Genomic DNA, 20,811 nt, shown 5'->3' on the forward strand with positions numbered 1-20,811 from the left:
CTCCGATTTCTGGTGAGCTGCCGTCACGTCGTCCCCGTTCTTTTGCGGGACCGCCGCGGGCGGCCCTGGATCGGGGATGAGTAGAAGAGGCAGAAATCATGGCGTGACAACAACCATCATGTGGCCGTCGTACTGTGGCGTACAAAGACAGGGAAACGGCGGAACGGTCGAATACTTGTGATACGTCAAACAGTGATTATTCCGCGTCGCGCGCGGGGATGTCTTCCGCGATTTCCTGCCTGAGCTTCGGACCTTGCGCGAGTCGTCTGCCGAGCGCGGTCACGAAGGCTTCGTAGCGCTCCGACGCTTTGGCGCGAGCCGCGACCTGCGCCGGCTCCGGCAACGGCGGGTTGGAGGTCAGCCAGAAGCGGATGAACACTGCGAGCGTCTCGACCGATATTCCCAGATCGCGCTCCATGCGCGCCATGCGTCGGTCAAGCTGATCGAGCCGCTTCGTCGTCGCGGCCTCCTGACGCGCGGCAGCGTCCGGCGAGAGGAATGAAGCGATACCGGCCTCGGCTACCAGTGACAGGGACAGATCGCGCCGGGCAGCATGGGCTGCGAGCGCCTTCATGACGTCCGGGTCGAGATAGACCGACAGCCGCTGCTTCTTCAAAGGTTTGGCCACCCCCGCCTCCTACAGCTCGATGCCGTCGCCAGGATCGAGCGATGCCTGCCGAGCGACCTGGCGCATGGTCTGCGTCATGCGGCTGAGGCGCGCAGCATCCTCATCGACGTCGTCGCGAGGATCGATCTCGAATTCGTTTTCGATGATCGGCTTGCGCTCGACGGTCTTGGTTCGGCTCAATTCGGGCTGGTGACGGCGCTCGGAATCCGTCGGATCACCGTCGGTCAGGGCATCGCCCGCGACGGGCGTGCTCAGCACCGGGCGCTCCGGTAAGGCGAGCGCGCTCCAATCGTCGGCTCGAGCGCTTGCGGGCTTCGTGAGTGCGGGAGGCGTAAGGATGCGCTCCTGAAGCCGACGATCTTCGTAATAGCGGGCCTTCTTTGCGCGGATAGGCGGGATGCCGGCGACCATGACAATCTCGTCTGACGGCGGGAGCTGCATGATCTCGCCCGGCGTGAGCAGTTGCCGTGCAGTCTCCGAGCGCGACACCATCAGGTGGCCGAGCCAGGGCGATAGCCGGTGGCCGGCATAGTTCTTCATAGCCTTCATTTCGGTCGCGGTGCCAAGCGCGTCCGAAACGCGCTTGGCCGTTCGCTCGTCGTTGGTGGCGAAGCTGACGCGCACATGGCAGTTATCGAGGATCGAGTTGTTCGGGCCGTAGGCTTTCTCGATTTGGTTCAGCGATTGCGCGATGAGGAAAGCTTTCAACCCGTAACCCGCCATGAAGGCGAGCGCGCTCTCGAAGAAGTCTAAGCGTCCAAGTGCGGGAAATTCGTCGAGCATCAACAGCAACCGGTGTCGGTTGCCCTTCGCCTGCAGGTCCTCGGTCAACCGGCGCCCGACCTGGTTGAGGATCAGGCGGATCAGCGGCTTGGTCCGGTTGATGTCCGATGGCGGCACCACGAGGTAAAGTGTGGTTGGATGCTTGCCGCCAACCATGTCGGCGATACGCCAGTCGCAGCGACGGGTGACCTCGGCCACGACGGGATCGCGATACAGGCCGAGGAACGACATCGCTGTCGACAGCACCCCGGATCGCTCGTTGTCGGATTTGTTGAGCAGCTCGCGCGCCGCGCTGGCGATCACCGGGTGCGGGCCGGCCTCGCCGAGATGGGCGGTCTTCATCATCGCCGCGAGGGTCGACTCGATCGGGCGCTTCGGATCGGAGAGAAAGGCGGCGACGCCGGCCAATGTCTTGTCGGCCTCTGCGTACAGGACATGCAGGATCGCGCCGACCAGAAGCGCGTGCGATGTCTTCTCCCAGTGGTTTCGCTTTTCGAGCGAGCCTTCCGGGTCGACGAGAATGTCGGCGATGTTCTGCACGTCGCGGACTTCCCATTCGCCGCGGCGCACTTCGAGCAGCGGGTTGTAGGCCGCCGACTTCGCGTTCGTCGGATCGAAGAGCAGCACGCGGCCATGCCGTGCGCGATAGCCGGCGGTGAGCGTCCAGTTCTCGCCCTTGATGTCGTGGACGATCGCCGACCCCGGCCAGGTCAAGAGCGAAGGCACCACCAGGCCCACGCCCTTGCCGGAACGGGTCGGCGCGAAGCACAGCACATGCTCCGGACCGTCATGGCGGAGATACTCGCGCTCATGCCTGCCGAGTACGACTCCGTCGGGGCCGAGCAGTCCTGCCGCCTTCACCTCTTCCGGTCGTGCCCAGCGGGCCGAGCCATAGGTCTCGACGTTCTTGGCTTCACGCGCCCGCCATACCGACATGCCGATCGCGACGGCGATGGAGATGAAGCCACCCGACGCGGCGATGTAGGCGCCCTCGACGAAGATCGGCGGCGCATAGGCGTCGTAGAAATACCACCACCAGAAGAAGGCCGGGGGATAATAGATCGGCCATCCGGCCAGTTCGAACCAAGGCTGACCGAGCTGGGGCTGGAAGCCGAGACGGTAGGCTGTCCATTGCGTGGCGCCCCAGGTCGTCATCAAAACGATCAGGAACACGGTGAGGATCTGCCCCCAGAGGATTTTCGTCGCCGACATGGCAGGCACTCCTTTCTTGACGGGGCTACATGCCGAGGCCGCGATTGCGGCCGACGCTCCAGTCGACGCCGCCCCCGCGTGAGACCCCGGAGACGTGCTGGCCGAGTTGACGTTCGAGGGACGGCGTCCAGGGCACGAGCTGGAAGCCGAGCCCGTCGTCGATCATGGCGAAGCGGCCCGAGGCGAGCGCAAAGCGTTGCCGATAGGTGCCCGCTACATACTCACCCGTTCCGGCCTTGGTGAATGGCCGGCCGGTTTCGGCCGCGAGCTTCTCGCCGAGCGCTTCGACCTCGCGCTGGCGCAGCGAGTCGATCAGTCCGGGCGAGAAGCTGACGCCACGGGTCTGCCGTTCGGCGAGCCCTTGGTGGATGAGATGCTCGGCGCGTCGGTCCATTGCCTGCCGCACCTCCGCGCCAAAGCCGCCACCACCGAGAGCCACCGGTTCGCGGGCGATGGCCTGCCGGTCGAGCCAGGTGGCGCCGGTCGCATGGACCTGCTGTTCGATATCGAGATCGGATCGAACAGCGAGTGCGACACGGCGGCGGCCCTGCACGTCGTCGAACTTGCGCAGCTCGACGATCGAACCCGGCGCGCTGTCGGCAGCCGCGTCGAGATCGGGGAGCTTAATATGATGGGTTCGCCCGTCGGTGCCGTCGACGACGGCATAGGCCGTGCCCTTCAGTTCGTCGTCGAGACCGCGATCGACCAGACGCCCGATGACAGGGTCATCGATGCTTTCGCCCGCGAGCACATAGCTCGCGGCGCCACGCTCGATGCCACGCTCGGTCAGGCCACGATGGATGCGCTTGATGATGTCGCCGCGTTCACCGAGGGCGCGCAGCGTCTTCTCCGCAGTCTCCGACACAACCCACTGACCGGGACCGACCTGATCGGCGAGACCAAGCGTCTCCAGCTTGCGCATCCTGCCGACCTTCAACGCGTGGAATTCGTCAGGCTTCTGATCGGGACGTGGCGCGAGGTCGACGATGCCGGTGCGATAGCTGTCGCGGGAGATATGCCGATCGAGATCGGTCCAGCGTTCCGCCTCGACCTGACGTCCGAGGTTACGACGGATCTCCTGCTCGGTGCGGGGCCCCAGTTCCTGGGTGACGAGGTCTTGCGCGCGGGCGCGCATGCCTTCCTTGATGTAGTCGCGGGAGATTACGAGGTCCTGGCTGTCGTCGGTACGTCCTCGCAGGATGATGTGGACATGGGGATTGTCGGTGTTCCAATGATCGACGCCGACCCAATCGAGCTTGGTGCCGAGGTCCTTTTCCATCTGCCCCATCAGGTCGCGGGCGTATGTCCTGAGGTCGGACATCTCCGTTGCGTCCTCCGGTGAGACGATGAAGCGGAAATGATGGCGGTCGTCCTGGGTTCGCTCAGCGAAGGCCTTCGGATCGGCGTCTCCGGTCTCGGGACCGAACAGCTGGGCCTTCTCCCCGTCCCGGGTAACACCCTCGCGCCGGAGGTAGCTGAGGTGGGCGCTAAGCGGCGCGGCCTTAGCGGTGTGCCGCACGACGCGCGTCTTGATAACCACGTTGCGCGACTGGCTGGTCAGGAGCCGGTTTGCCTGCACTGTCGCGCGTTGCCCGCGACCGAACCGCGAGCGATTGCTCGTGGTGATCTGGCCGGATCGCGAGACGCGGCCGCCGGCCCGCTGTGCGGCCGCAAGTGCCTGAGCGATGAAGGGACGTGCCTGTTGTGCGCGTGTCGAGCGGATGCGGCCAGGCCGGATGCGGAAATCGTCCTCGCCGCTCATCGCCAAAGCTCCGCACATCGCGCTAAGCGAAGGAACCACTTGGAAAAATGGCGATTGCGCAGGCTGCGCCAGTTAGGCGCACCTCGCGCAAATGCGCCATAAGTCCCTGAAAACACACGACCGCACCAAGCCGCACATCGCCGGCTTTTATCTCGCCATCGTTCGGTTGTGCTGACTGCTCCCCCTCCGCAGACTGCCCATCTCCCGCCAAGGCACGCCACGGTACGAACGGGTGCGAACGCGGTCATCGCGGTCCCCCGGAAACGCTGCGCGCAACGAAAAGGCCATCGGTGGGCGAAGCCACGGGGCCTTGATCGCGCACCGGTGCCGCCGCCGTGGCGGTGTCCGACTTGCCTTCAGACTGCAACGGCACGACAGACTCTCTGCCGGCCGACTGTGCGACGAAGAGCGGCGCTCTCGTCCAGGTCAGCGGATCGGCGGACGCCACCATGACAGGGCCGGTGAGTTCACCGCCCCCCACGATGGGGGCGAGCGTCGCGACATAGGCGCGCGTTTCGGCCGGCAATGGGCGGCCGGCGAGATACTCTTCGTAGCGGCCCGGACCCGCGTTGTACGCCGCCAAAAACCCCGGCGATCCGTAGCGGTCGTGCATCTCGCGCAGATATGCAGCACCCGCCAGAATGTTGTCCCGGGGGTCGTAGGGGTTGCCGCCGAGCCGATGCCGGACGCGCAACTCCTCCCACGTGGCGGGCATGATTTGCATCAGGCTCATCGCGCCGGCCGACGAGATCGCGCGCACATCGCCCGCGCTTTCGACGCGCATGACGGCACGTATCCACGTTTCTGGAACGCCAAACCGCTGAGACGCCTCTGCGATGTACGCGCCATAGGGATCGCTGCGTGATGGCTGCTCGACCTGCGCCTGCTGGGCGCAGGCAGTGCTCGCGGCGGATCCGGCGAGGACCAGGCCGGAAAGGAGAAGGAGAGCTGCACGTCGGAGGGCGATCCTCCCTCCGACGACAGGTTTGATGCGTGTGGCGGGCATCGTTCAGTCCCGCTCGCTGCGCTTTGGCGGACGGTTCCAGTGCAGGCCCCAGGCGGACTTGTCGTCGGCCGACTGGAACAGGTTGGCGCGGATCGGATGTTCGAAGGTCGGATCGTCAAGCTGCAGCGAGACGTATTCGCCGGCCTTCTCGCCGGTGCGCTTCCAACCCGCGCCGATCTCCGCGCCGGTCTCGTTGCTCATGGTGTCGAGCACATGGACGCGGTAGTCGGGCGCGTTCTCAGCTTCGGACGGCTCGGCCGCGACGATGATGATGTCCTGGTGCAGGGAAAGTGTCGTCAGATGGCCGATGAAGCCATCATTCTCGCGCATGAATTGACCGATCACGGGCATTGGTCGTCTCCTTCAGAGTGCGGTGGACAGGGTCATGGGCGCGTCGTCACCGCGTCGGCGCGCGCCAGACGAAGCGGCCATCGCCGTCCTCGTCGGTGTAGAGAGGGGTGGCCCGGCCGATCACGGCGGTGGCCGGAAGCGGGCCGAAGTAGCGGCCGTCGAGGCTGTCGCGGACCTGCCAGTTCATCAGGAACAACTCGCCAGCCGCGACCAAGCGGCAGCCCTGCCAAACGGGGAGCGGGCGACCGCGACGATCGCGATCGAGGGCGTCGCCGATCGGCACGCCGTCGACCGTGATAGCGAGCCCAGTCCGGCAAACCCGCTGACCCGGGAGCGCGGCGACGCGCTTCAAGAGCGGCACGCCGCGTGGCAGGTAGTCGCCATCGGACAGGAATGTTGCGAGCGGCTCGGGCGCGTCGACCGCCACCAGATCGGTCACGTCGAGGGCGCCTACATCGCCGATCGTGTAGAAGCCGACCGGCGTGCTGGCTGAAGCGTTCCAGATGAGGCGCGGCGCGAATGAGGCGATCGAGGCGAGGCCTAGAAGCGACACCGCCGCCGTCGTGGCGATGGCGTAGGAGAGCCGCGTCATGCGCCGATCTCCTCGCGCAGGAGAAAGGCGCGATGCTGCCGAAGACCATAAGCGCGTGGCGTTTCGCCGACGGTCATTCGGTTGTGGACGTGGCGCCAATGGTCCGGCGAGACCTCGATCGGCTCGATGCCACGCGCCTCGATGGCGTCGATGAGCTGGAGCATGCGCTCCACCTTCGGCCAGCCGTCGACGCGCAGGAGGATGTCCGCTCCGGGCGTGACGGTCGGCATCGTCTGGCACGGCGCAGTAGGCTCAACAGCGCGCAGGATGTCGAGGCGCGAGAGCACGGTCCCGTGCTCATTCGCGGCCCATCGGACCAGCGCAAAGATGCTTCCGGGAGGGAAGAAGAGGATGCGTCGGCGCCGGTCGAGGATCTGTTCGCGTAGCTCGCGACCGAACCGTATCCAGTGCTCCGTTCGCTTCTCGACCCAAGTAAGTTCGACCTGGGTGAAAGCTTCTGGCGGCGGCTCGGCGGCAGCGCGGCCGACGCGCATTGGCGCGGCGACATGGCCGGTCATGATCCTTCTCCTGACGGGGGTGGGAATTCGCGCTCGAACAGCGCGCGCAGCATGTCGGCGACGGTCTGCCCGCGCTGGAACGCGGCGATCTTGATGCGGCCGCGCATATCCGCAGTCACGTCGATCGTCAGTCGCGCCGAGAAGTCCTCGCCGGCTTGTGCGCGCGGGGTGTGGCGCTCGGGCGCCTTGATCCAGCTCTCCGGATCGGCCGGACGCGCCGCGAAGCTGCGTTTCGGGGACCGCGCGCTCATGCGCCGATCCTCGCGACTTCCGCCGCGAGCGCGGCGATTTCGCGCGCGCCAGGGCAGTCCTGGTCCTGCTCGGCGGCGAGCCGGCCGGTCTGCACGACATCGGCGAAGACGATGCGCTGGCCGATCGTGGTCGAGAGCAAGGGCGGGTCGTGATCCGCGAGCGTTTCGGTCGTCTCGCGCGCCAACACGGTGCGAGCCGCGCAGCGGTTCAGCACGAAGCGGGCGGCGAGCTGCGGGCGGTAGATGCGTGCCTCCCCGAGCAGCGAGAGCATTTCGGCGGAGGCCCAGCCATCGAGCGGCGACGGCTGCACCGGAATGAGCACGAGATCGGCCGCGAGCAGCGCCGAGCGCATCAGCCCGGCGACGCGCGGCGGGCCGTCGATGACGACATGGTCAACGTCGCGGGCCAACTCCGGCGCTTCGCGGTGGAGCGTGTCGCGGGCCAGGCCGACGACACCGAACAGCCGCTCCAACCCCTCTCGGCTGCGCTGCTGCGACCAGTCGAGCGCCGAACCCTGGGGGTCGGCGTCGATCAGCGTCACGCGCTGTCCACGGCGAGCCCATTCGCCGGCGAGGTGCAGGGCGAGCGTCGTCTTCCCGACGCCGCCCTTCTGGTTGAGCAGCGCGACGATCATGACGATCTCCCGGCGATCGGGGACTCGTCCACAGCGGCCGAAAAGCACGGTCGCGTTAGAAAGATTCCGTAGGAATCTAGGTTAGATAAGTTACAGGGCTTGCAAGTCGCTGATTCAGCGCGAGGATTCGTCGAATCCGGTCCCCGATAGCACGAGACTTCGGTCCCCGATGGCACGATAGTGCCGGTCCCCGATAGCACGAGACGATTCACAGCTTATCCCCAGGGCGAGTTTTCAAGCGGCGACGGCGGCGCGGAATGCCAAGCGCGTCGGGATCGGTGGGTGCGAAGAACAGGATGTCGGGACCGCCGACGCACTGCTCGATGGTGAGCTGATACCCGGGGAGCGGCTGCCGGCGGACGATCTCGCGGAGGTCGTAGGCAAAGTGCTTGAGTGGCGAGAGGCTACCCGACTTTGCATGGAGGTGCGGAAAGTCGAAGCTCCAGCCGAACTCCTGCTTGCCGCCGTGCTTGCGCACCAGGCGGTACAGCCAGCGCTCCAGCCCTCCGGTCAGGCCGAAGTAGTTGCGGTCGATGGTGAGCACGAGCGCGTCGTCGAGCACCGCGCTGTAAAACCAGTCGGGAACGATGAGTTCGAGGCCGAGCGGCCTGCCGCGCTGGTCGGCTCGTTCCTTCCACTCGTTGATCCAGGAGAACCGGTGCATCCGACGCTCTGTCGGCTGGCGGATCGAGGTCGCGACGGTAGTCGACTGCAGTCGGTCGAGTGCGGCCTTGAGCCGATCGTAATCCCGCAGCGATACGCCGCGGCCGATGAAGTTCAGGATTTCATACGGGGTCGTGGCCATCAGCCGCGACGGCTGGAGCCCCACGTCGCGAGCCTCGACGATCTGTGAGGCGGCCCAGATGAGGATGTCGGCGTCCCAGATCGTCGCCATGCCATGCTCGGGCACTGCCTCGACACGGATCTTGACCGAGCCGGCCTTGAAGTCGATCGGCGCAAGCCGCTTCGACTTGGCGAGGGAGAAGAACGGATAGGCCATCAGGTCCTGCGCATCGCGAGGCGCCAAGTCACCGGGCAGCGCCCGGAAGAGGTCGAGTTGCGCTCGCTCGTCGCTGCGTTGATAGCGGGACGACATCACGGAGACCGGATCAGCGAAGGCCGGACGTGCCGGCGTTGCGGCCTTGGGAGGCCGCAGCTTTCGCAGGAGCGACGATGCCGCCACGCGGATCCGAGGTGGAGGTCACCAAGCCGCGATCGGCCCACGCTTGCAGGTCGGTCAGCGAATAGACCACCCGTCCACCGAGCTTCCGGTAGGTCGGTCCGGTGCCGTATGTTCGGTGCTTTTCGAGCGTGCGCTCCGACAGGCCGAGAAAGCGCGCGGCTTCCTCTGTCCTGAGGTAGCGTGGCGGCATGGGGGCGGCCGTTTCGTCCATGATCGAACCTCCGTGTTTTCGCGGCGCCTGCCTCGGACAGGCGGCGGATTGCGGTCACGGTGGCGCGATTGCGGCGGTCGGCACGATGTCGAAGTAAAGGAGATAAGTTCGACACCCCTTGGGGCGTCAGCGGTCTCGGCGTGGCCGGCGCAAGATCGAACGATAGCCGCCCTGGACGAGCTTCGCGCCGTCTCTAGCCAGGCGAATGGTCGTCTCGCGGATTGCGCTGCCTACCCACGAGGCTGCGTCGTGATCATGTTTGGGAAAGACGGCGTCGGCGATTGCACGATACGTCGCTCCGGATGCCCGACCGTCGAGGACGCGCAGCATTTCGCGCGCCCGCTTTTGTCGGGATCGGGTGATACGCGGATCCGGCGGGACGGTTTTTCCAGCGAGAGCCGCCCAAAAGCGAGCCAGCGCGCTCAGGCGGTCGGGCGTAAGCTCATCGAGAAGGACCATGGCCGCGAGACTTCCGGCACCGTCGCGCAGAGAAGCGTCGAACTTTTCGCCCCGGATCTGAAGGCGCAGCATCTCGCCATCGATGCCATTTATGGCCTGCGCCCTGATAAAATCGTCAAGTGAGGGAGGCGTGTGAGCCGTCGGGATTTTGCCGAGGACGACGATCGATGGATCGAAGTGGGCGTCCCAAAAGACTGGAGAGACGATTGCAGATGCAGAAGGGTCTGCCGGGAAATCGCAACCCCCATCGGGATGTAAACTCCCGGGTCAGTTCTTCGGTGTTGTCGCCTGCCTGGAGGAATTCGTCGTATGATCGCCGGTACTCGGTGTTTCTCCGCAAAAACTCCCAGGCAAGATCTCCGGGAGACAGACCATCGACATAGCCGTAAGCGGCCTCTGACCGCCAAGAATCTTCTTCAGACATCCTCCACAGCCTCCGCAGTTTTAGCGCGCGAATTGAGCTGCGGACACGATTCCAAGTTGTGTGAAGGCTGGGAATAACGAAGGCGGAGCAACGTGATGCGAAACCTGCATCACGTTCAGTTCACGCGGCCGGCCAGCAAACCGCTATAGCCGTTCTTCGTCATCCACTTTGCGCGCGCGAGATGCGAGCGGTGAACGCGCTCGGCACGCTCGGGCTCGGCGTTGACCGAAATCCCGAAAATCGTCTCGACGACGTCCGCCCAGGAAGCGCCTTGCGCTTCGGCATCCAACAAACGCAGGTAAAGCTTCACATTGGCCGCGTCATAGGCGGTCGGCGTCGCGCTGCTTGGCGGTTCATCAAGAAATAAGCTTGTAGTCACGGCGTTCCCCGGCGCGGATATCCATCCATACTGGAGTATTTTGTTAACGATGTTACGAGCGAGCTTCTAGCGCAACCCGATGAGTGGGGCGTTTGCGAGTTCGCTCCTCGCGTGCCGTCAGGCTTGCCCTTTGCGATCAACCACCATCACTCCCACACCACGGTCGGAGCTCAGGAACACGACGCCATTCTGTTCGAAAGCGCGCCTGACCTCATCCCGCGTGCTCTCGTACACCTCGAGGCCACTGGCCGACTCGAGGCGCTTGAGGGCGGTCAGAGATACGCGAGCCTTGTCAGCGAGCGTCTCCTGTGTCCAACCCAGCAACGCGCGCGCGGCCCGTGATTGTCGGGCGGTGATCATGCATGATCACCTCCCACCCGGACCTACGCGCACGCTAGAACTACGACTATAATAGTCGCCCTATGCCAGTTTGGCCACCGCAAAGCCGACCGGGCAAACGTCAGCTGATTCGTTTACCAGAAAGCTGAAAGGCCCCGACCTTCCGGCCGGGGCCTTGCGCGGAGGCCTCAGTCGCCGCGCCGCCCGCTCGGGCGGGACCAGATCAGCGAGAAGGTATCGCCGTCCTCGTCGTCGAAGAGGTTGGCGTAGATCGGGGCGTTGAAGCTCGGATCGTCGAGCTTGAGGCCGAGATAGTCGCGGCCCTCGTTGGAGCGCTTAGACCAGGCGGCGCCGATCTCGGCGCGGCCCACCAGGACGCGGTGGCTGGGAGCGTTCTCGCCGGTGGCGCGGGTATCGGGGACGATGCGCACGCCCTTGGCCTGGACGCTGAGGGTGACGATTTCGCCGGTGAACTCGTTCGAGCCGGTCTTCTTGAAGGTGCCGATGGTCGCCATTGTAATTCTCCGTTTTCCGTTCCCGAGCCCGCACCATTGCGGCCTCGATGGCGATCGGCAGGCCGGAGGCGGTCGACGGCGCACCCCGAAGGGGCCTGACAGCTTAGGAGGACTTTCTTGTCTCGCGAGGAATGACGGCGCAGCCGGCAGGGGAAGAAAGTTCGACGCGGCTGTTGTGTCATAGGCGATCGAGGCGAAGCCGTACTTCGGCCAGATCAGGCCATTGAAGAGGCCGTTTGGAGCGGTCTAGGCACGGTCAGATAACGGAGAAGATGGCGACCCTCCCGCATCGGCAAGTTGGCGCAGGGCGTGCGCAGCAGCTTCGTTCCCCATCGACAGGCATTGCTCCAGCATCTCCGTCCACTGCCACCGGGAGCGTCTCTGCCTTCGGTGCACGAACGGATGCGCTGCCGGTGTTGCCCAAAGCGCTCCCCCGCGGGTCGCTTTTCGGGGCGATGAACAATCAGCACCCACCGCTTCATCTGCAACCTCGGAGGCTACGAGGATATGCGTTGTCTTGTGCTGTTCCGATCCGCCGGAACGACGTCGACAAAGATTATGCCCGAGTAAGGCCCGGGCTGGATGGGCTGGGAGTCGCCACTAGTCCAGCGACCCGGAGGAAGGCGGTGATCCCGACCGCGACGGCCCCGAAGATCGAAAACGCCATCTGCCACGCTTCCGACGGCATCAGGTGCTTCACGATGCCATGGGTGGCATGAAAACCCGCAATCGCCGCCGGGGCGACGAAGGCGACCGCCACGACGAGTTTCAGCCACATCGGACGTACGAAGGCGATCAGGAGGTGCCCGATGGCGAGCGTCATCGCCGCTGCGAGCGCGCCCACGACGACAGCGCCGGCAATGCCGGCGCCGCCTTCGTTGGCCCAGGCGCCCGTCGTCACGCCGACGAAGGCGGGCAGAGCGAAAACGGCCAAGGTGAACACCAGCCAGCAGAGCAGGCCGACGGCGAAGAGGGATGCGAGTATGGCAAGGACGATCATGGCAGTGGTTTCCAATCGTTCATGGCTGACGATCGCGCCTCCACCACCACCACAGCGCGCCTGAAGTATAGCGAATGACAAGCCGGGACGGGAGCGGAAATCCTGCCGGACTTCCGCTTGCGGCCGTGAAGCCTTGCCCGCGATCAGCGGGCGAAGGGATCAACCTCATGGACGATCGCGGCGAGTTCGCCGTCATATTCGCCCGCGGGCATGACACCAATGCTGCCGTCGCCCGCCTGGAAGATGACAATCGAGACCATCAGGGTGGTGGCGAGGCTGAAGGCGAAGGCGTGAGCTTGATTGAGGGACATCTGCTGGGCTCCTGCTGGAGCGGGGGACCATCCCCCGCCGACAGGCGCCCGAAGTGTTCGGCCGTGGACTGCAATCACCGCGCAGGCGTAGCTGCAGCGGCGGCATGCTCGCATAGCCGACCCTTCATGGGTTGATGGCGACAAGTCCGCGGCTGGACCAAGGATCAGCGCTGATAGGCGGAGGTGGTCTTCGCGTCGGGAGACCCGTTTTCAGTCTCGACGCTGCTTTCGACTTAGCCTCGCGTCGTGTCCTCAGATGGCTTCATTTGCGCTATGCTCTTGGCGGCAAGTGTAGAGTCGCGAAGGGCTGGTCGATGGCGGAGTTCACAGGAAGGAGCCTGCACCTCGTGAAAAAGGCTTTGACGATCGCTGTGCTGGCGATCGAGCGGCAGCCGGGCCCCTTTCAGTCGTCTTCGGACCAAGCGGATATGAAAGCGCTCCTCGACGCGTTGATTGAAAACGACACCGAGCTTGCCTTCTACGCGCGATCCGCCCGTATCGCAGTGACAGGCGAGCCAGACTGAACGTGGGGCTGCCAATGACGGAGACGCTCGCGTTCGAGAGGCGACACAAGGACGGAAGCTTGTGGGTCGTCGGCCAGACGATGGAGGGACAACCTACCGGGTACTGGGAGTGGTTTCGCCGCGACGGTTCGAAGCTGCGGTCCGGCTACTTTGACCAAGGTCAGCAAGTTGGTGATTGGACCACGTATGATCACTCCGGGTGCGTCTACAAAGTCACGAAGATGAAGCGCTAGGCAGCGGCGCATGCGTGGCGGCGCTTACGCGCCGCCGTGCTTCCAAACTGGAATGCCGAGCTTCTTGGCCTTGTCGGCGAGGTTGTCATTTATGCCCGTGCCCGGGAAGTGCAGCACGCCCTTCGGCACGATCTCGAGCATCTGGTCATTCCGCTTGAACGGTGCCGATCGTCCGTGCTTGGTCCAATCGGGTACAAAGCCGATCTGCGGAACATTGCGGTTCGATGCCCAAAGCGAGGCGATCCTCTCGGCACCCTTTGGCGACTTTCCATGGACCAGAACCATGCCGGCGTGCTTGGCGTGAACCTGATCGAGCTTTGCCCAGATAAGCTGGTGATCATTGAAGTCGAGGCCGCCAGTGACGACGATCTTGGGGCCAGGCGGCAGGAGCACCTCCTGGTCGGCGCGCTTCTTCGCCATCAAGAAGTCGCGGCTGTCGATCATCGCCGAAGTCAGATTGCGATGGTTGACCTTCGATCCGCTGCGCGGGAGCCAAGGCTTGCCGACGTGGCGTTCGTAGTGTTCGGCGGCCTGGTCGCGCATTAGCTCGAAGGCGTTCTGGCGCTCTATCAGCGTGATGCCCTCTGCGATCAGGCGCTCCAGTTCGACCGATTTCACCTCGCTGCCGTCCTGTTCGCGTTGCGCCCGCTTCTGGGACTGCTCATTGTCATCCAGTTCGCGGCCGATCCGGTCGGTCGCGCGGTGGAAGACGTTCACGGTCGACCAGAGGAGATCGTCGAGGTCAGGTTCGAGGCGCGTGTCTGCCAGGGTGCCGATCAGAGCGTCGAAGATGTCGGCGACGGCGCCCGCGACCTGGTTGCCGTCCGGCAGAAGCCGCTGGTCGGGCTCGTCGGTGAAGGGTCGGTAGCCGTGGAGTTGCAGTTCGTTGAGGACATGGTCGGTGGGTGAGGATTCGTGATGCGGTTCGTAGTCGTCGTGATCGCGCATGGGATGCTCCATCGGTTGGACCGCGACCGTCGCGGCCTTCATGGCGACGAAGCCCGCGGGCCGGACGGCCGGGCACCCGGAGCGAAAGCGTAGGGCTCGATGGCTAAGGCCGGCTATTTTGCTTCGCGATGGAAAGCGGCCTCTGGGCCGCGCCGGAAAGTAGTCGGCCGCCGCCATTGCCCGGTTGGCCGGCTTTTGGGCCGATCGCCCTCTCGAAGGCCGAGGCGCGGTCCCCCTCCGATGGAATGATGCATCCGCCGAGCACGGTGGCGAACTTCACGCCCGTTCTCCTGCCGGCTATGCCGCCAACGCCATGAAGCGCGCGACGTCCTGCGGCGCGACCTGCAACCGGGCTTCCACGCTCAATGCGCCCAGGCCGAGGGTGCGCAGATCCTCGTTGAAGTCGCCTAGCTCCGGCGAGATGACAATCGCCTCGATCCCGGCCGCGTCGGCCCGTTCGATGAGGGTGTCGCGCGCAGCGTCACCGGCCGGATCGTTGTCGCGGACGATGTAGAGCCGCCGCAGTGTGTCGGGGAACAGGATGGCAGCGAGATGGGCCGCGGAGAGCGCCGCCAGCATCGGCATGTCGGGAAGGACCTGCCGAAGCGACAGGACGGTCTCGATGCCTTCGCCCGCCGCTATCACATCGCTGCCGATGCCGAAGCGGACCGCGTTGCCGAGAAGATCGCCCATGGCTCGCCTCGGCGTGTCGATTGGCGCCTTGTCGCGGCGGCGCGGATCGAGCCAGGTGCGATGCGCCCCGGTGATCTTGCCGTCGAGGTCGGTGACGGCCGCGATCATCGCCGGCCAGGTCTCGGTCGGCGAATGCTCTTCGGGGCGATAATAGCAGCGCGGGTGGAAATGCAGGCTTCCGGTTCCGCGCAAATCCGTAATGCCGCGTTCCCGTAAATACGTTTGTACGAGCGTGCCGTGGATCGGCTGCGACATGCGGACCAGTCGGCGGGCCGCTTCGGGGGAGCCATGCGGCGCTGGGTTCTGCCGTTCGTGCTGACGGGCCTCCGGTGCCGGTGGCATCGAGAGAAAGGTCCGCGCCTCGTCGGCGACATCCTTGAAGTCGATGAGGCCGCAGCTTTCTCGGATGACGTCGAGGAGATCGCCATGCTCGCCGGTGGCCGCGTCGGTCCATTTGCCGGCGGGACCTTTCGGCGTGTCCTTGAGCCGGACATACATCGAGCGGCCGGGTGTGTTGCGCGCATCGCCCACGAGCCAGTGGTTGCCCTCGCGGCGACCGGTGGAAAGATAATGCCGGCACACCGCCTCGGCCTGCCGGCCGAGACTGTGCGCTAGATCGGAAGCGTCCTGACGTGCCATCACGCGGCCTCCCGCTCGGAGATGCGCGCCACGGGATATGTATCCAGCACCTTGGCGAGGACGCCCGGTCCGGTGGCGTCGGCCGGCACGAAAAAGCGGAGCTTCCACGAGATGATCTCGCTGAACAGGCCGTAGGTGCGCAGCCGGTCCCGCATCGCCTCGGTGAAGCCGGTCAGTTCCAGGCGCTGGGCATTCATGACGCGGGCGCGCCGAAGCTGAAGGCCGTCAGCGAGATCGAGGATCGTCGTGCCGTCTATCAGAGCGGTGAAGGCCTGCTCAGGGGTCAGCGATGTTGCGCCCGTGGTGACGGCGTTTGCCGCCCAGGCGGGCGAGACGCGGCGGCCGATGATGCGCTCGCCGCCATCGGTCTGGAGCCGGTAGACCCGTGTCGACTCGTTTGGCAGCCGCTTCCAGATCGGCAACAACAGGCCGGCGACAATGTGGATCGTGCTGTCGGAAAACTCCGGCACGTCATTCAACTCAGCCCACCACGCGGCGGCGAAGGCGGCGCGATCGGCTTCCTCCCAATGGCTCTCACCCATCATGCGCAGCGGCGCATAGTGCTGCTCCATCGGCCGGACCAGGCAGACGCGGCGCTCGATCTCGCCATCATCGAGCATCATCGATGGTGCGGAAATCTGCACGGCGGCGCGGCCGGAGCGACCATTGACCAGGAGCCGTGCGCGCGGATCGGAGAGATGATCGAGCGCGTCGGCGAGGCTCGTCGGTCGATTGCGCTCCCGGCGGGTGACGGTGAAAAGCCGCGTTTCCGCGCCGGTGCCCGGGTGCGTATGGATCACCTCGCTGCCGGTGACGATGAAGCTCTCGGCCTGCAGCGTTTCGAGTCCGACGTCATAGACTCCACTGCGAACCGCCCCGTCGACCTTCGCCGTCAGGAGCTGCTCAAACGCCGTAAAAAGCACGCCCTGCAGGTCGATGGTCAGCGCGAGGAGACGGTTGAGGAAGGTCGTGATCGGCGGCAGCTCGTCCTTGATGCCGTTGTCATCCGTGAGCTTGAGACCGGTAGCGGACTCAAAGCGGTCGAGCGAGCAGTTCTCGACCTTGCCACGCACGAGCAGCAAATAGAGCTGGCGCAGCGCATCGCGCGCATAGGGGCTTTCGAGATTGTCCTCTGGCCGGAAGAGACCCTGGCCGCCGGTCTGGCGCTGCCCACGCGTGATCGCGCCGAGTGTATCGAGTCTACGCGCGATCGTGGAGAGGAAGCGCTTCTCAGCCTTCACGTCTGTGGCGATCGGGCGGAAGAGCGGCGGTTGCGCTTGATTGGTCCTGTTAGTCCGACCGAGACCCTGGATCGCCGCATCGGCCTTCCAGCCTGGCTCCAGCAGATAGTGGATACGCAGGCGCTGGTTCTTCGCGCCAAGATCGGCGTGATAGCTGCGCCCCGTACCGCCCGCATCCGAGAAGACCAGGATGCGCTTCTGGTCGTCCATAAAGGCGGCGGCCTCGGCGAGATTGGCCGAGCCCGCCCGATTCTCGACGGCAAGGCGATCGCCCTTGCGCACAACGCGCCGTGAACGGCCGGTGACCTCGGCGACGACATCGGAGCCAAAGCGCTGGACGATCTGGTCGAGGGCGCCGGGAACGGGTTCTAGCGACGCGAGCCGTTCGATCAGCTCGTCACGGCGGGCGACGGCCTCCCGGCTCTCGACGGGCTGACCGTCCCGGAAGACTGGTCGCGACGACAGGTTGCCCTCGCTGTCGGAGAACGGCTCGTAGAGCTGCACCGGGAAGGAATGGGCGAGATAGTCGAGGACATATTCCCGCGGCGTGATGTCGACACGCACGTCGTTCCATTCCTCGGTCGGGATCTCGGCCAGTCGGCGCTCCATCAGTGCCTCGCCGGTCGAGACGATCTGAATGACGGCGCTGTGCCCGTCGGCCAGGTCCTGCTCGATCGAGCGGATCAGCGTCGGGGTCTTCATGCTGGTCAGCAGATGACCGAAGAACCGCTGCTTGGCGCTTTCGAATGCAGAACGCGCGGCCGACTTCGCCTGACGGTTCAGGGTGCCGCTATCGCCGGTGATGTTGGCGGCCTGCATCGCGGCGTCGAGATGGTTATGGATGATGGCGAAGGCGCCGGCGTACGCATCGTAGATGCGGGTTTGCTCGGGCGTAAGCTGGTGCTCGACCAGTTCGTATTCAACGCCGTCATAGGAGAGCGACCGGGCCGTGTAGAGGCCCAGCGCGCGCAGGTCGCGGGCAAGCACCTCCATGGCCGCGACACCGCCATTCTCTACGGCCTCCACGAACTCGGCGCGGTTGGCGAAGGGAAAATCGTCACCGCCCCACAGGCCGAGCCGCTGGGCATAGGCGAGATTATGGACGGTTGTTGCGCCCGTGGCCGAAACGTAGACAACGCGCGCGTTCGGCAGCGCGTGCTGGAGCCGGAGCCCCGCACGGCCCTGCTGTGAGGGCGCGACATCGCCCCGTTCTCCTTTGCCGCCGCCGGCGTTCTGCATTGCGTGCGACTCGTCGAAAATGATGACTCCATCGAAGTCCGAGCCTAACCATTCGACGATCTGTTTGACGCGCGAAAGCTTCTCGCCACGGTCGTCGGACCGTAGCGTGGAATAGGTGGTGAAAAGGACGCCTTCGTTGAGACGGATACGCGTGCCCTGAGGGAAACGCGCTAGCGGCGTGACCAGCAAGCGCTCCATACCGAGCGCCGACCAGTCGCGTTGCGCGTCTTCCAGCAGCTTGTCGGACTTCGAGATCCATACTGCCTTGCGGCGACCCTGCAGCCAGTTGTCGAGGATGATGCCAGCGGACTGACGGCCCTTGCCGGCGCCGGTCCCGTCGCCGAGCATAAAGCCCCGCCGGAAGCGGACGGCGTTTGGCGCGTCGTGCGGCGCGGCGGTGACGAGATCGCCGGTCTCGTCCACGGTCCAGGCGCCTGCGAGGTGTTCGCCATGAGCTTCGCCGGCGTAGATCACCGTCTCGAGCTGGGCGTCGGACAGAACGCCCTCGGTGACGATCGCGGTTGGAAGCGTCGGGCGATAGCTCGGCTTCGGCGGCGCGACCGACGCCATGGCGGCCGACTGCACCAATTTCGTGGGATGAGGCTGCGCCTTCGGGATGCGGACCGACTGGAGCGCATAGGCCTCATAGATCGAGTCCGACAGTCGGCATTCTTCTGGAGGCATCCGCTCGATGGTCTCATAGTCAAGCGGCATGCCTTTGATCTCAGCCGTCGGCCGGGCGGGGGTGGATGCTGCGGCCTTGGCGAGATAGCCGCGAACGGTGCGCGGCGCCGTGTCCGGGCAAATCTTGGGCAGCGCGACCGCCATGCGCGGGGGCAAGTCGCGTTCGATCCAAGCGAGGAGCGTCGCCACGTCGGGCGCGATGCCGGGGGATGCCGGGAAGCGTGCAAAATCCTCGGCCGGCGCCTTGTCGATGACGGTCAGGCGGGTGTCGATGGTCGTGCCGTGCTTGGCATAGACAGAGCCCGCGATCGCCGCACTGAACACGACGCGACCGCGCTCCTGCAGCCGGGCGAAGTGGTCCCGCCAGGCCGGCAGCTCGGGCGAGAAATTTGCGCCGGTGATCGCGACCAACCGGCCGCCCGGCGCGAGCCGCGCCAGAGCGGAAGCGATATGGCGATAGGCGGCGTCGGCGACGCGTCCTGAGACGGCCGCCATGACCGAGAACGGTGGGTTCATGATGATGACACTGGGTATGGCGGCGCGGTCGAGATGATCATCGATCTGCGCGGCGTCGAAACGCGTGACCGCATTAGCTGGAAAGAGAGCGGCAAGAAGATCGGCGCGGGTCTCGGCCAGCTCATTGAGGATGAGATCGGAGCCTTCGATCTCGGCAAGGATCGCAAGCAGGCCCGTGCCGGCCGAGGGCTCCAGTACCCGGTCAGCGGACGTGAGCGCTGCGGCGGTCAAGGCCGCGAGACCAAGCGGCGTCGGCGTCGAGAACTGCTGACGGGCCTGAGCCTCTTCGGACCGGCGCGTGTGCGTCGGCAGCAGCCCGGCGATCTTGCTCAGCGCTGCGAGCCGTGCTGCCGGAGACGCGGCTTTGCGGAAAAGCGGCTTTCCGTATTTGCGCATGAAGAGGATGGTTGCCGCTTCGCAGGCGTCATAGGCCGTCTTCCAGTCCCAGGCGCCGCTAGCGTCGGACGCGCCGAAGGCCTGTTCCATGGCCGAGCGCAGTATCGCGGCATCGATCGCGCGGCCCTGTTCGAGATGAGGAAGAAGATGGCCGGCGGCGGCGAGAATGGCGGCGGCCGGCGGCGCGTTGGGCGCGAGCGGAAGCGAGGCCGCCGGGGCGGCTCCGGAGACGGGAGCGTAAAGCATGGAGGGAACCTCGAGAGAGCAAGAACGGACGAGCCGGCCCGGCGCTCTCTCTCGACCGGACGGGCTCAACCCCGTCCCGGCCGACCTCTCACTCTGACGCGGTCAGCGACCATCGCTCCGGCTTGCGGGAAGCACGTCTTCGGCAGTTGCGCGTGCCGGCGGGCGATGCGCCGTTCCCGGCGAAGGATCGCACTATTGTCGCGGATCCGTCCGAGCGCCCGCCTCAGGGCGAGGCATCGGGTGGACGGTAGAGCTCGAAGGGGTTGCCGTCGGCCAGATGGCCGAAGGGCGTAAAAACGTAGTCGCCGTCGTCACGTCCAACGGCGCAGATGACGTAGCGAACCTCGCCCGTTGCGATCTCGGTGCATTCAATTAGCGCCAGGTCGCCTCTGGTCGCGGCGTACACCAGCGTCTCGAAATTGGCACGGGCATGGTCGGGAATGCTCATCGCGCGGCTCCCTGAGGAAGTCGATCGGCGAGCCAGCGTCCGGTGCTGATCCATTCGAGCGTCCGGCCGGTCGAAAGATCGAGCAGATGGGCGCCGCCAGAGAAGCCGTCGATTACGGGGTCCGAGGCAATATTCGCCCACTGGAAGCCCCAATGTCCGGTCAGGCCGAAGGCCGCGGCGCAGCGGGTAACGAAGGTGATCACCAGTTGCTGGTCAGCGCTGCCAGGATCGCGCAGCCACAGGCGAGCCGATCCGAATTCGGGCGAAAGGGAGAGCAGGAACGGCTCGGCCGGGGGATCCTCGCGGGAGTTTTCGGCCATCAGCGTGGTGTAGATGTCGAAGGCGCGCGTTGCGTTGGCGGCAGTGCCGACGTCGAGCATGCAGGAAAAGCGGGTGAGAAAATCGGTCATGGCGGATTCCTGAAACGAAAAAAGCCCGGCGCTGG

General features: G+C 65.3%; 24 protein-coding genes. 1 reads left to right on the plus strand and 23 read right to left on the minus strand.

The features are described 5' to 3' along the window. Nucleotides 1–196 precede the first annotated feature (196 nt). From ACPCJR_RS23200 to ACPCJR_RS23285, 18 genes are all read right to left on the minus strand, one after another. Nucleotides 197–628 (minus strand): CopG family transcriptional regulator, encoded by a 432-nt coding sequence (locus ACPCJR_RS23200; protein ID WP_126006016.1) that lies wholly within the window; start codon nt 626–628, stop codon nt 197–199. A 9-nt stretch (nt 629–637) separates the two neighbouring features. Next, on the minus strand, nt 638–2,623 hold the full coding sequence (locus ACPCJR_RS23205; RefSeq protein WP_126006018.1) for a conjugal transfer protein TraG: 1,986 nt from the start codon (nt 2,621–2,623) through the stop codon (nt 638–640). Nucleotides 2,624–2,648: 25 nt separating this feature from the next. Next, entirely contained in the window at nt 2,649–4,385 is a 1,737-nt protein-coding gene (locus ACPCJR_RS23210) for a relaxase/mobilization nuclease domain-containing protein (protein ID WP_391515249.1), read from the minus strand. Nucleotides 4,386–4,629: 244 nt separating this feature from the next. Further along, nucleotides 4,630–5,391, minus strand: coding sequence for a lytic transglycosylase domain-containing protein (locus ACPCJR_RS23215; RefSeq protein ID WP_126006022.1), 762 nt, complete (start codon nt 5,389–5,391; stop codon nt 4,630–4,632). A gap of 3 nt (nt 5,392–5,394) precedes the next feature. Further along, on the minus strand, nt 5,395–5,742 hold the full coding sequence (locus ACPCJR_RS23220) for a DUF736 domain-containing protein (RefSeq protein ID WP_126006024.1): 348 nt from the start codon (nt 5,740–5,742) through the stop codon (nt 5,395–5,397). 46 nt (nt 5,743–5,788) lie between these two features. Beyond that, nucleotides 5,789–6,334, minus strand: coding sequence for a S26 family signal peptidase (locus ACPCJR_RS23225; RefSeq protein WP_062347402.1), 546 nt, complete (start codon nt 6,332–6,334; stop codon nt 5,789–5,791). Continuing rightward, nucleotides 6,331–6,852, minus strand: a complete 522-nt coding sequence (locus ACPCJR_RS23230) for a DUF2840 domain-containing protein (protein ID WP_126006026.1) — start codon at nt 6,850–6,852, stop codon at nt 6,331–6,333. Before ACPCJR_RS23230 ends, ACPCJR_RS23225 begins: the two co-directional genes overlap by 4 nt. Beyond that, nucleotides 6,849–7,103: a hypothetical protein gene (locus ACPCJR_RS23235; protein WP_126006028.1), complete on the minus strand. Its 255-nt coding sequence runs from the start codon at nt 7,101–7,103 to the stop codon at nt 6,849–6,851. The genes ACPCJR_RS23230 and ACPCJR_RS23235 overlap by 4 nt, the downstream gene beginning before the upstream one ends. After that, a complete protein-coding gene (gene parA / locus ACPCJR_RS23240; protein ID WP_126006030.1) occupies nt 7,100–7,738 on the minus strand; it encodes a ParA family partition ATPase in 639 nt (212 codons plus the stop codon). The genes ACPCJR_RS23235 and parA overlap by 4 nt, the downstream gene beginning before the upstream one ends. A 208-nt stretch (nt 7,739–7,946) precedes the next feature. Beyond that, entirely contained in the window at nt 7,947–8,834 is an 888-nt protein-coding gene (locus ACPCJR_RS23245) for a replication initiator protein A (protein WP_126006032.1), read from the minus strand. A 13-nt stretch (nt 8,835–8,847) separates the two neighbouring features. Beyond that, nucleotides 8,848–9,132, minus strand: a complete 285-nt coding sequence (locus tag ACPCJR_RS23250; RefSeq protein WP_024350838.1) for a helix-turn-helix transcriptional regulator — start codon at nt 9,130–9,132, stop codon at nt 8,848–8,850. A gap of 126 nt (nt 9,133–9,258) precedes the next feature. Then, on the minus strand, nt 9,259–9,663 hold the full coding sequence (locus ACPCJR_RS23255) for a DUF2285 domain-containing protein (RefSeq protein WP_126006034.1): 405 nt from the start codon (nt 9,661–9,663) through the stop codon (nt 9,259–9,261). Between the two features lie 43 nt (nt 9,664–9,706). Continuing rightward, on the minus strand, nt 9,707–10,015 hold the full coding sequence (locus ACPCJR_RS23260; RefSeq protein WP_391515246.1) for a transcriptional regulator domain-containing protein: 309 nt from the start codon (nt 10,013–10,015) through the stop codon (nt 9,707–9,709). Nucleotides 10,016–10,130: 115 nt separating this feature from the next. Further along, nucleotides 10,131–10,394: a DNA -binding domain-containing protein gene (locus ACPCJR_RS23265; RefSeq protein WP_027297062.1), complete on the minus strand. Its 264-nt coding sequence runs from the start codon at nt 10,392–10,394 to the stop codon at nt 10,131–10,133. Nucleotides 10,395–10,511: 117 nt separating this feature from the next. Further along, nucleotides 10,512–10,754: a helix-turn-helix domain-containing protein gene (locus ACPCJR_RS23270; RefSeq protein WP_027297061.1), complete on the minus strand. Its 243-nt coding sequence runs from the start codon at nt 10,752–10,754 to the stop codon at nt 10,512–10,514. 167 nt (nt 10,755–10,921) lie between these two features. Beyond that, on the minus strand, nt 10,922–11,248 hold the full coding sequence (locus ACPCJR_RS23275) for a DUF736 domain-containing protein (RefSeq protein ID WP_027297060.1): 327 nt from the start codon (nt 11,246–11,248) through the stop codon (nt 10,922–10,924). A gap of 556 nt (nt 11,249–11,804) precedes the next feature. Next, nucleotides 11,805–12,248 (minus strand): hypothetical protein, encoded by a 444-nt coding sequence (locus ACPCJR_RS23280; RefSeq protein WP_126006036.1) that lies wholly within the window; start codon nt 12,246–12,248, stop codon nt 11,805–11,807. Between the two features lie 143 nt (nt 12,249–12,391). Continuing rightward, nucleotides 12,392–12,559 (minus strand): hypothetical protein, encoded by a 168-nt coding sequence (locus ACPCJR_RS23285; RefSeq protein ID WP_164523378.1) that lies wholly within the window; start codon nt 12,557–12,559, stop codon nt 12,392–12,394. A 314-nt stretch (nt 12,560–12,873) separates the two neighbouring features. Between ACPCJR_RS23285 and ACPCJR_RS23290 the strand changes: the two genes are divergently transcribed. Continuing rightward, on the plus strand, nt 12,874–13,083 hold the full coding sequence (locus ACPCJR_RS23290; RefSeq protein WP_126006038.1) for a hypothetical protein: 210 nt from the start codon (nt 12,874–12,876) through the stop codon (nt 13,081–13,083). Nucleotides 13,084–13,340: 257 nt separating this feature from the next. Here the strand turns inward: ACPCJR_RS23290 and ACPCJR_RS23295 are convergent, their stop codons facing one another. The 5 genes from ACPCJR_RS23295 to ACPCJR_RS23315 form a co-directional block, all read right to left on the minus strand. Continuing rightward, nucleotides 13,341–14,264 (minus strand): DUF2493 domain-containing protein, encoded by a 924-nt coding sequence (locus tag ACPCJR_RS23295; protein ID WP_126006054.1) that lies wholly within the window; start codon nt 14,262–14,264, stop codon nt 13,341–13,343. Between the two features lie 297 nt (nt 14,265–14,561). Beyond that, a complete protein-coding gene (locus tag ACPCJR_RS23300; protein WP_126006056.1) occupies nt 14,562–15,596 on the minus strand; it encodes a DUF7146 domain-containing protein in 1,035 nt (344 codons plus the stop codon). Continuing rightward, nucleotides 15,596–19,918, minus strand: a complete 4,323-nt coding sequence (locus ACPCJR_RS23305) for a strawberry notch-like NTP hydrolase domain-containing protein (protein WP_391515241.1) — start codon at nt 19,916–19,918, stop codon at nt 15,596–15,598. Before ACPCJR_RS23305 ends, ACPCJR_RS23300 begins: the two co-directional genes overlap by 1 nt. A gap of 223 nt (nt 19,919–20,141) precedes the next feature. Further along, nucleotides 20,142–20,366, minus strand: a complete 225-nt coding sequence (locus tag ACPCJR_RS23310) for a DUF6117 family protein (RefSeq protein ID WP_126006058.1) — start codon at nt 20,364–20,366, stop codon at nt 20,142–20,144. Next, on the minus strand, nt 20,363–20,776 hold the full coding sequence (locus tag ACPCJR_RS23315; RefSeq protein WP_126006060.1) for a hypothetical protein: 414 nt from the start codon (nt 20,774–20,776) through the stop codon (nt 20,363–20,365). The genes ACPCJR_RS23310 and ACPCJR_RS23315 overlap by 4 nt, the downstream gene beginning before the upstream one ends. Nucleotides 20,777–20,811 lie beyond the last annotated feature (35 nt).

This window comes from Methylobacterium sp. NPDC097929, assembly GCF_049543375.1.
GTDB lineage: Bacteria > Pseudomonadota > Alphaproteobacteria > Rhizobiales > Beijerinckiaceae > Methylobacterium.

Coding starts and splice junctions, on each gene's coding strand:
- ACPCJR_RS23205 (WP_126006018.1), bottom strand. CDS start 2,623: ATGTCGGCGACGAAAATCCTCTGGGGGCAGATCCTCACCGTGTTCCTG.
- ACPCJR_RS23210 (WP_391515249.1), bottom strand. CDS start 4,385: ATGAGCGGCGAGGACGATTTCCGCATCCGGCCTGGCCGCATCCGCTCG.
- ACPCJR_RS23215 (WP_126006022.1), bottom strand. CDS start 5,391: ATGCCCGCCACACGCATCAAACCTGTCGTCGGAGGGAGGATCGCCCTC.
- ACPCJR_RS23220 (WP_126006024.1), bottom strand. CDS start 5,742: ATGCCCGTGATCGGTCAATTCATGCGCGAGAATGATGGCTTCATCGGC.
- ACPCJR_RS23225 (WP_062347402.1), bottom strand. CDS start 6,334: ATGACGCGGCTCTCCTACGCCATCGCCACGACGGCGGCGGTGTCGCTT.
- ACPCJR_RS23230 (WP_126006026.1), bottom strand. CDS start 6,852: ATGACCGGCCATGTCGCCGCGCCAATGCGCGTCGGCCGCGCTGCCGCC.
- ACPCJR_RS23235 (WP_126006028.1), bottom strand. CDS start 7,103: ATGAGCGCGCGGTCCCCGAAACGCAGCTTCGCGGCGCGTCCGGCCGAT.
- parA (WP_126006030.1), bottom strand. CDS start 7,738: ATGATCGTCGCGCTGCTCAACCAGAAGGGCGGCGTCGGGAAGACGACG.
- ACPCJR_RS23245 (WP_126006032.1), bottom strand. CDS start 8,834: ATGTCGTCCCGCTATCAACGCAGCGACGAGCGAGCGCAACTCGACCTC.
- ACPCJR_RS23250 (WP_024350838.1), bottom strand. CDS start 9,132: ATGGACGAAACGGCCGCCCCCATGCCGCCACGCTACCTCAGGACAGAG.
- ACPCJR_RS23255 (WP_126006034.1), bottom strand. CDS start 9,663: ATGCTGCGCCTTCAGATCCGGGGCGAAAAGTTCGACGCTTCTCTGCGC.
- ACPCJR_RS23260 (WP_391515246.1), bottom strand. CDS start 10,015: ATGTCTGAAGAAGATTCTTGGCGGTCAGAGGCCGCTTACGGCTATGTC.
- ACPCJR_RS23270 (WP_027297061.1), bottom strand. CDS start 10,754: ATGATCACCGCCCGACAATCACGGGCCGCGCGCGCGTTGCTGGGTTGG.
- ACPCJR_RS23275 (WP_027297060.1), bottom strand. CDS start 11,248: ATGGCGACCATCGGCACCTTCAAGAAGACCGGCTCGAACGAGTTCACC.
- ACPCJR_RS23280 (WP_126006036.1), bottom strand. CDS start 12,248: ATGATCGTCCTTGCCATACTCGCATCCCTCTTCGCCGTCGGCCTGCTC.
- ACPCJR_RS23285 (WP_164523378.1), bottom strand. CDS start 12,559: ATGTCCCTCAATCAAGCTCACGCCTTCGCCTTCAGCCTCGCCACCACC.
- ACPCJR_RS23290 (WP_126006038.1), top strand. CDS start 12,874: ATGGCGGAGTTCACAGGAAGGAGCCTGCACCTCGTGAAAAAGGCTTTG.
- ACPCJR_RS23295 (WP_126006054.1), bottom strand. CDS start 14,264: ATGCGCGATCACGACGACTACGAACCGCATCACGAATCCTCACCCACC.
- ACPCJR_RS23300 (WP_126006056.1), bottom strand. CDS start 15,596: ATGGCACGTCAGGACGCTTCCGATCTAGCGCACAGTCTCGGCCGGCAG.
- ACPCJR_RS23305 (WP_391515241.1), bottom strand. CDS start 19,918: ATGCTTTACGCTCCCGTCTCCGGAGCCGCCCCGGCGGCCTCGCTTCCG.
- ACPCJR_RS23310 (WP_126006058.1), bottom strand. CDS start 20,366: ATGAGCATTCCCGACCATGCCCGTGCCAATTTCGAGACGCTGGTGTAC.
- ACPCJR_RS23315 (WP_126006060.1), bottom strand. CDS start 20,776: ATGACCGATTTTCTCACCCGCTTTTCCTGCATGCTCGACGTCGGCACT.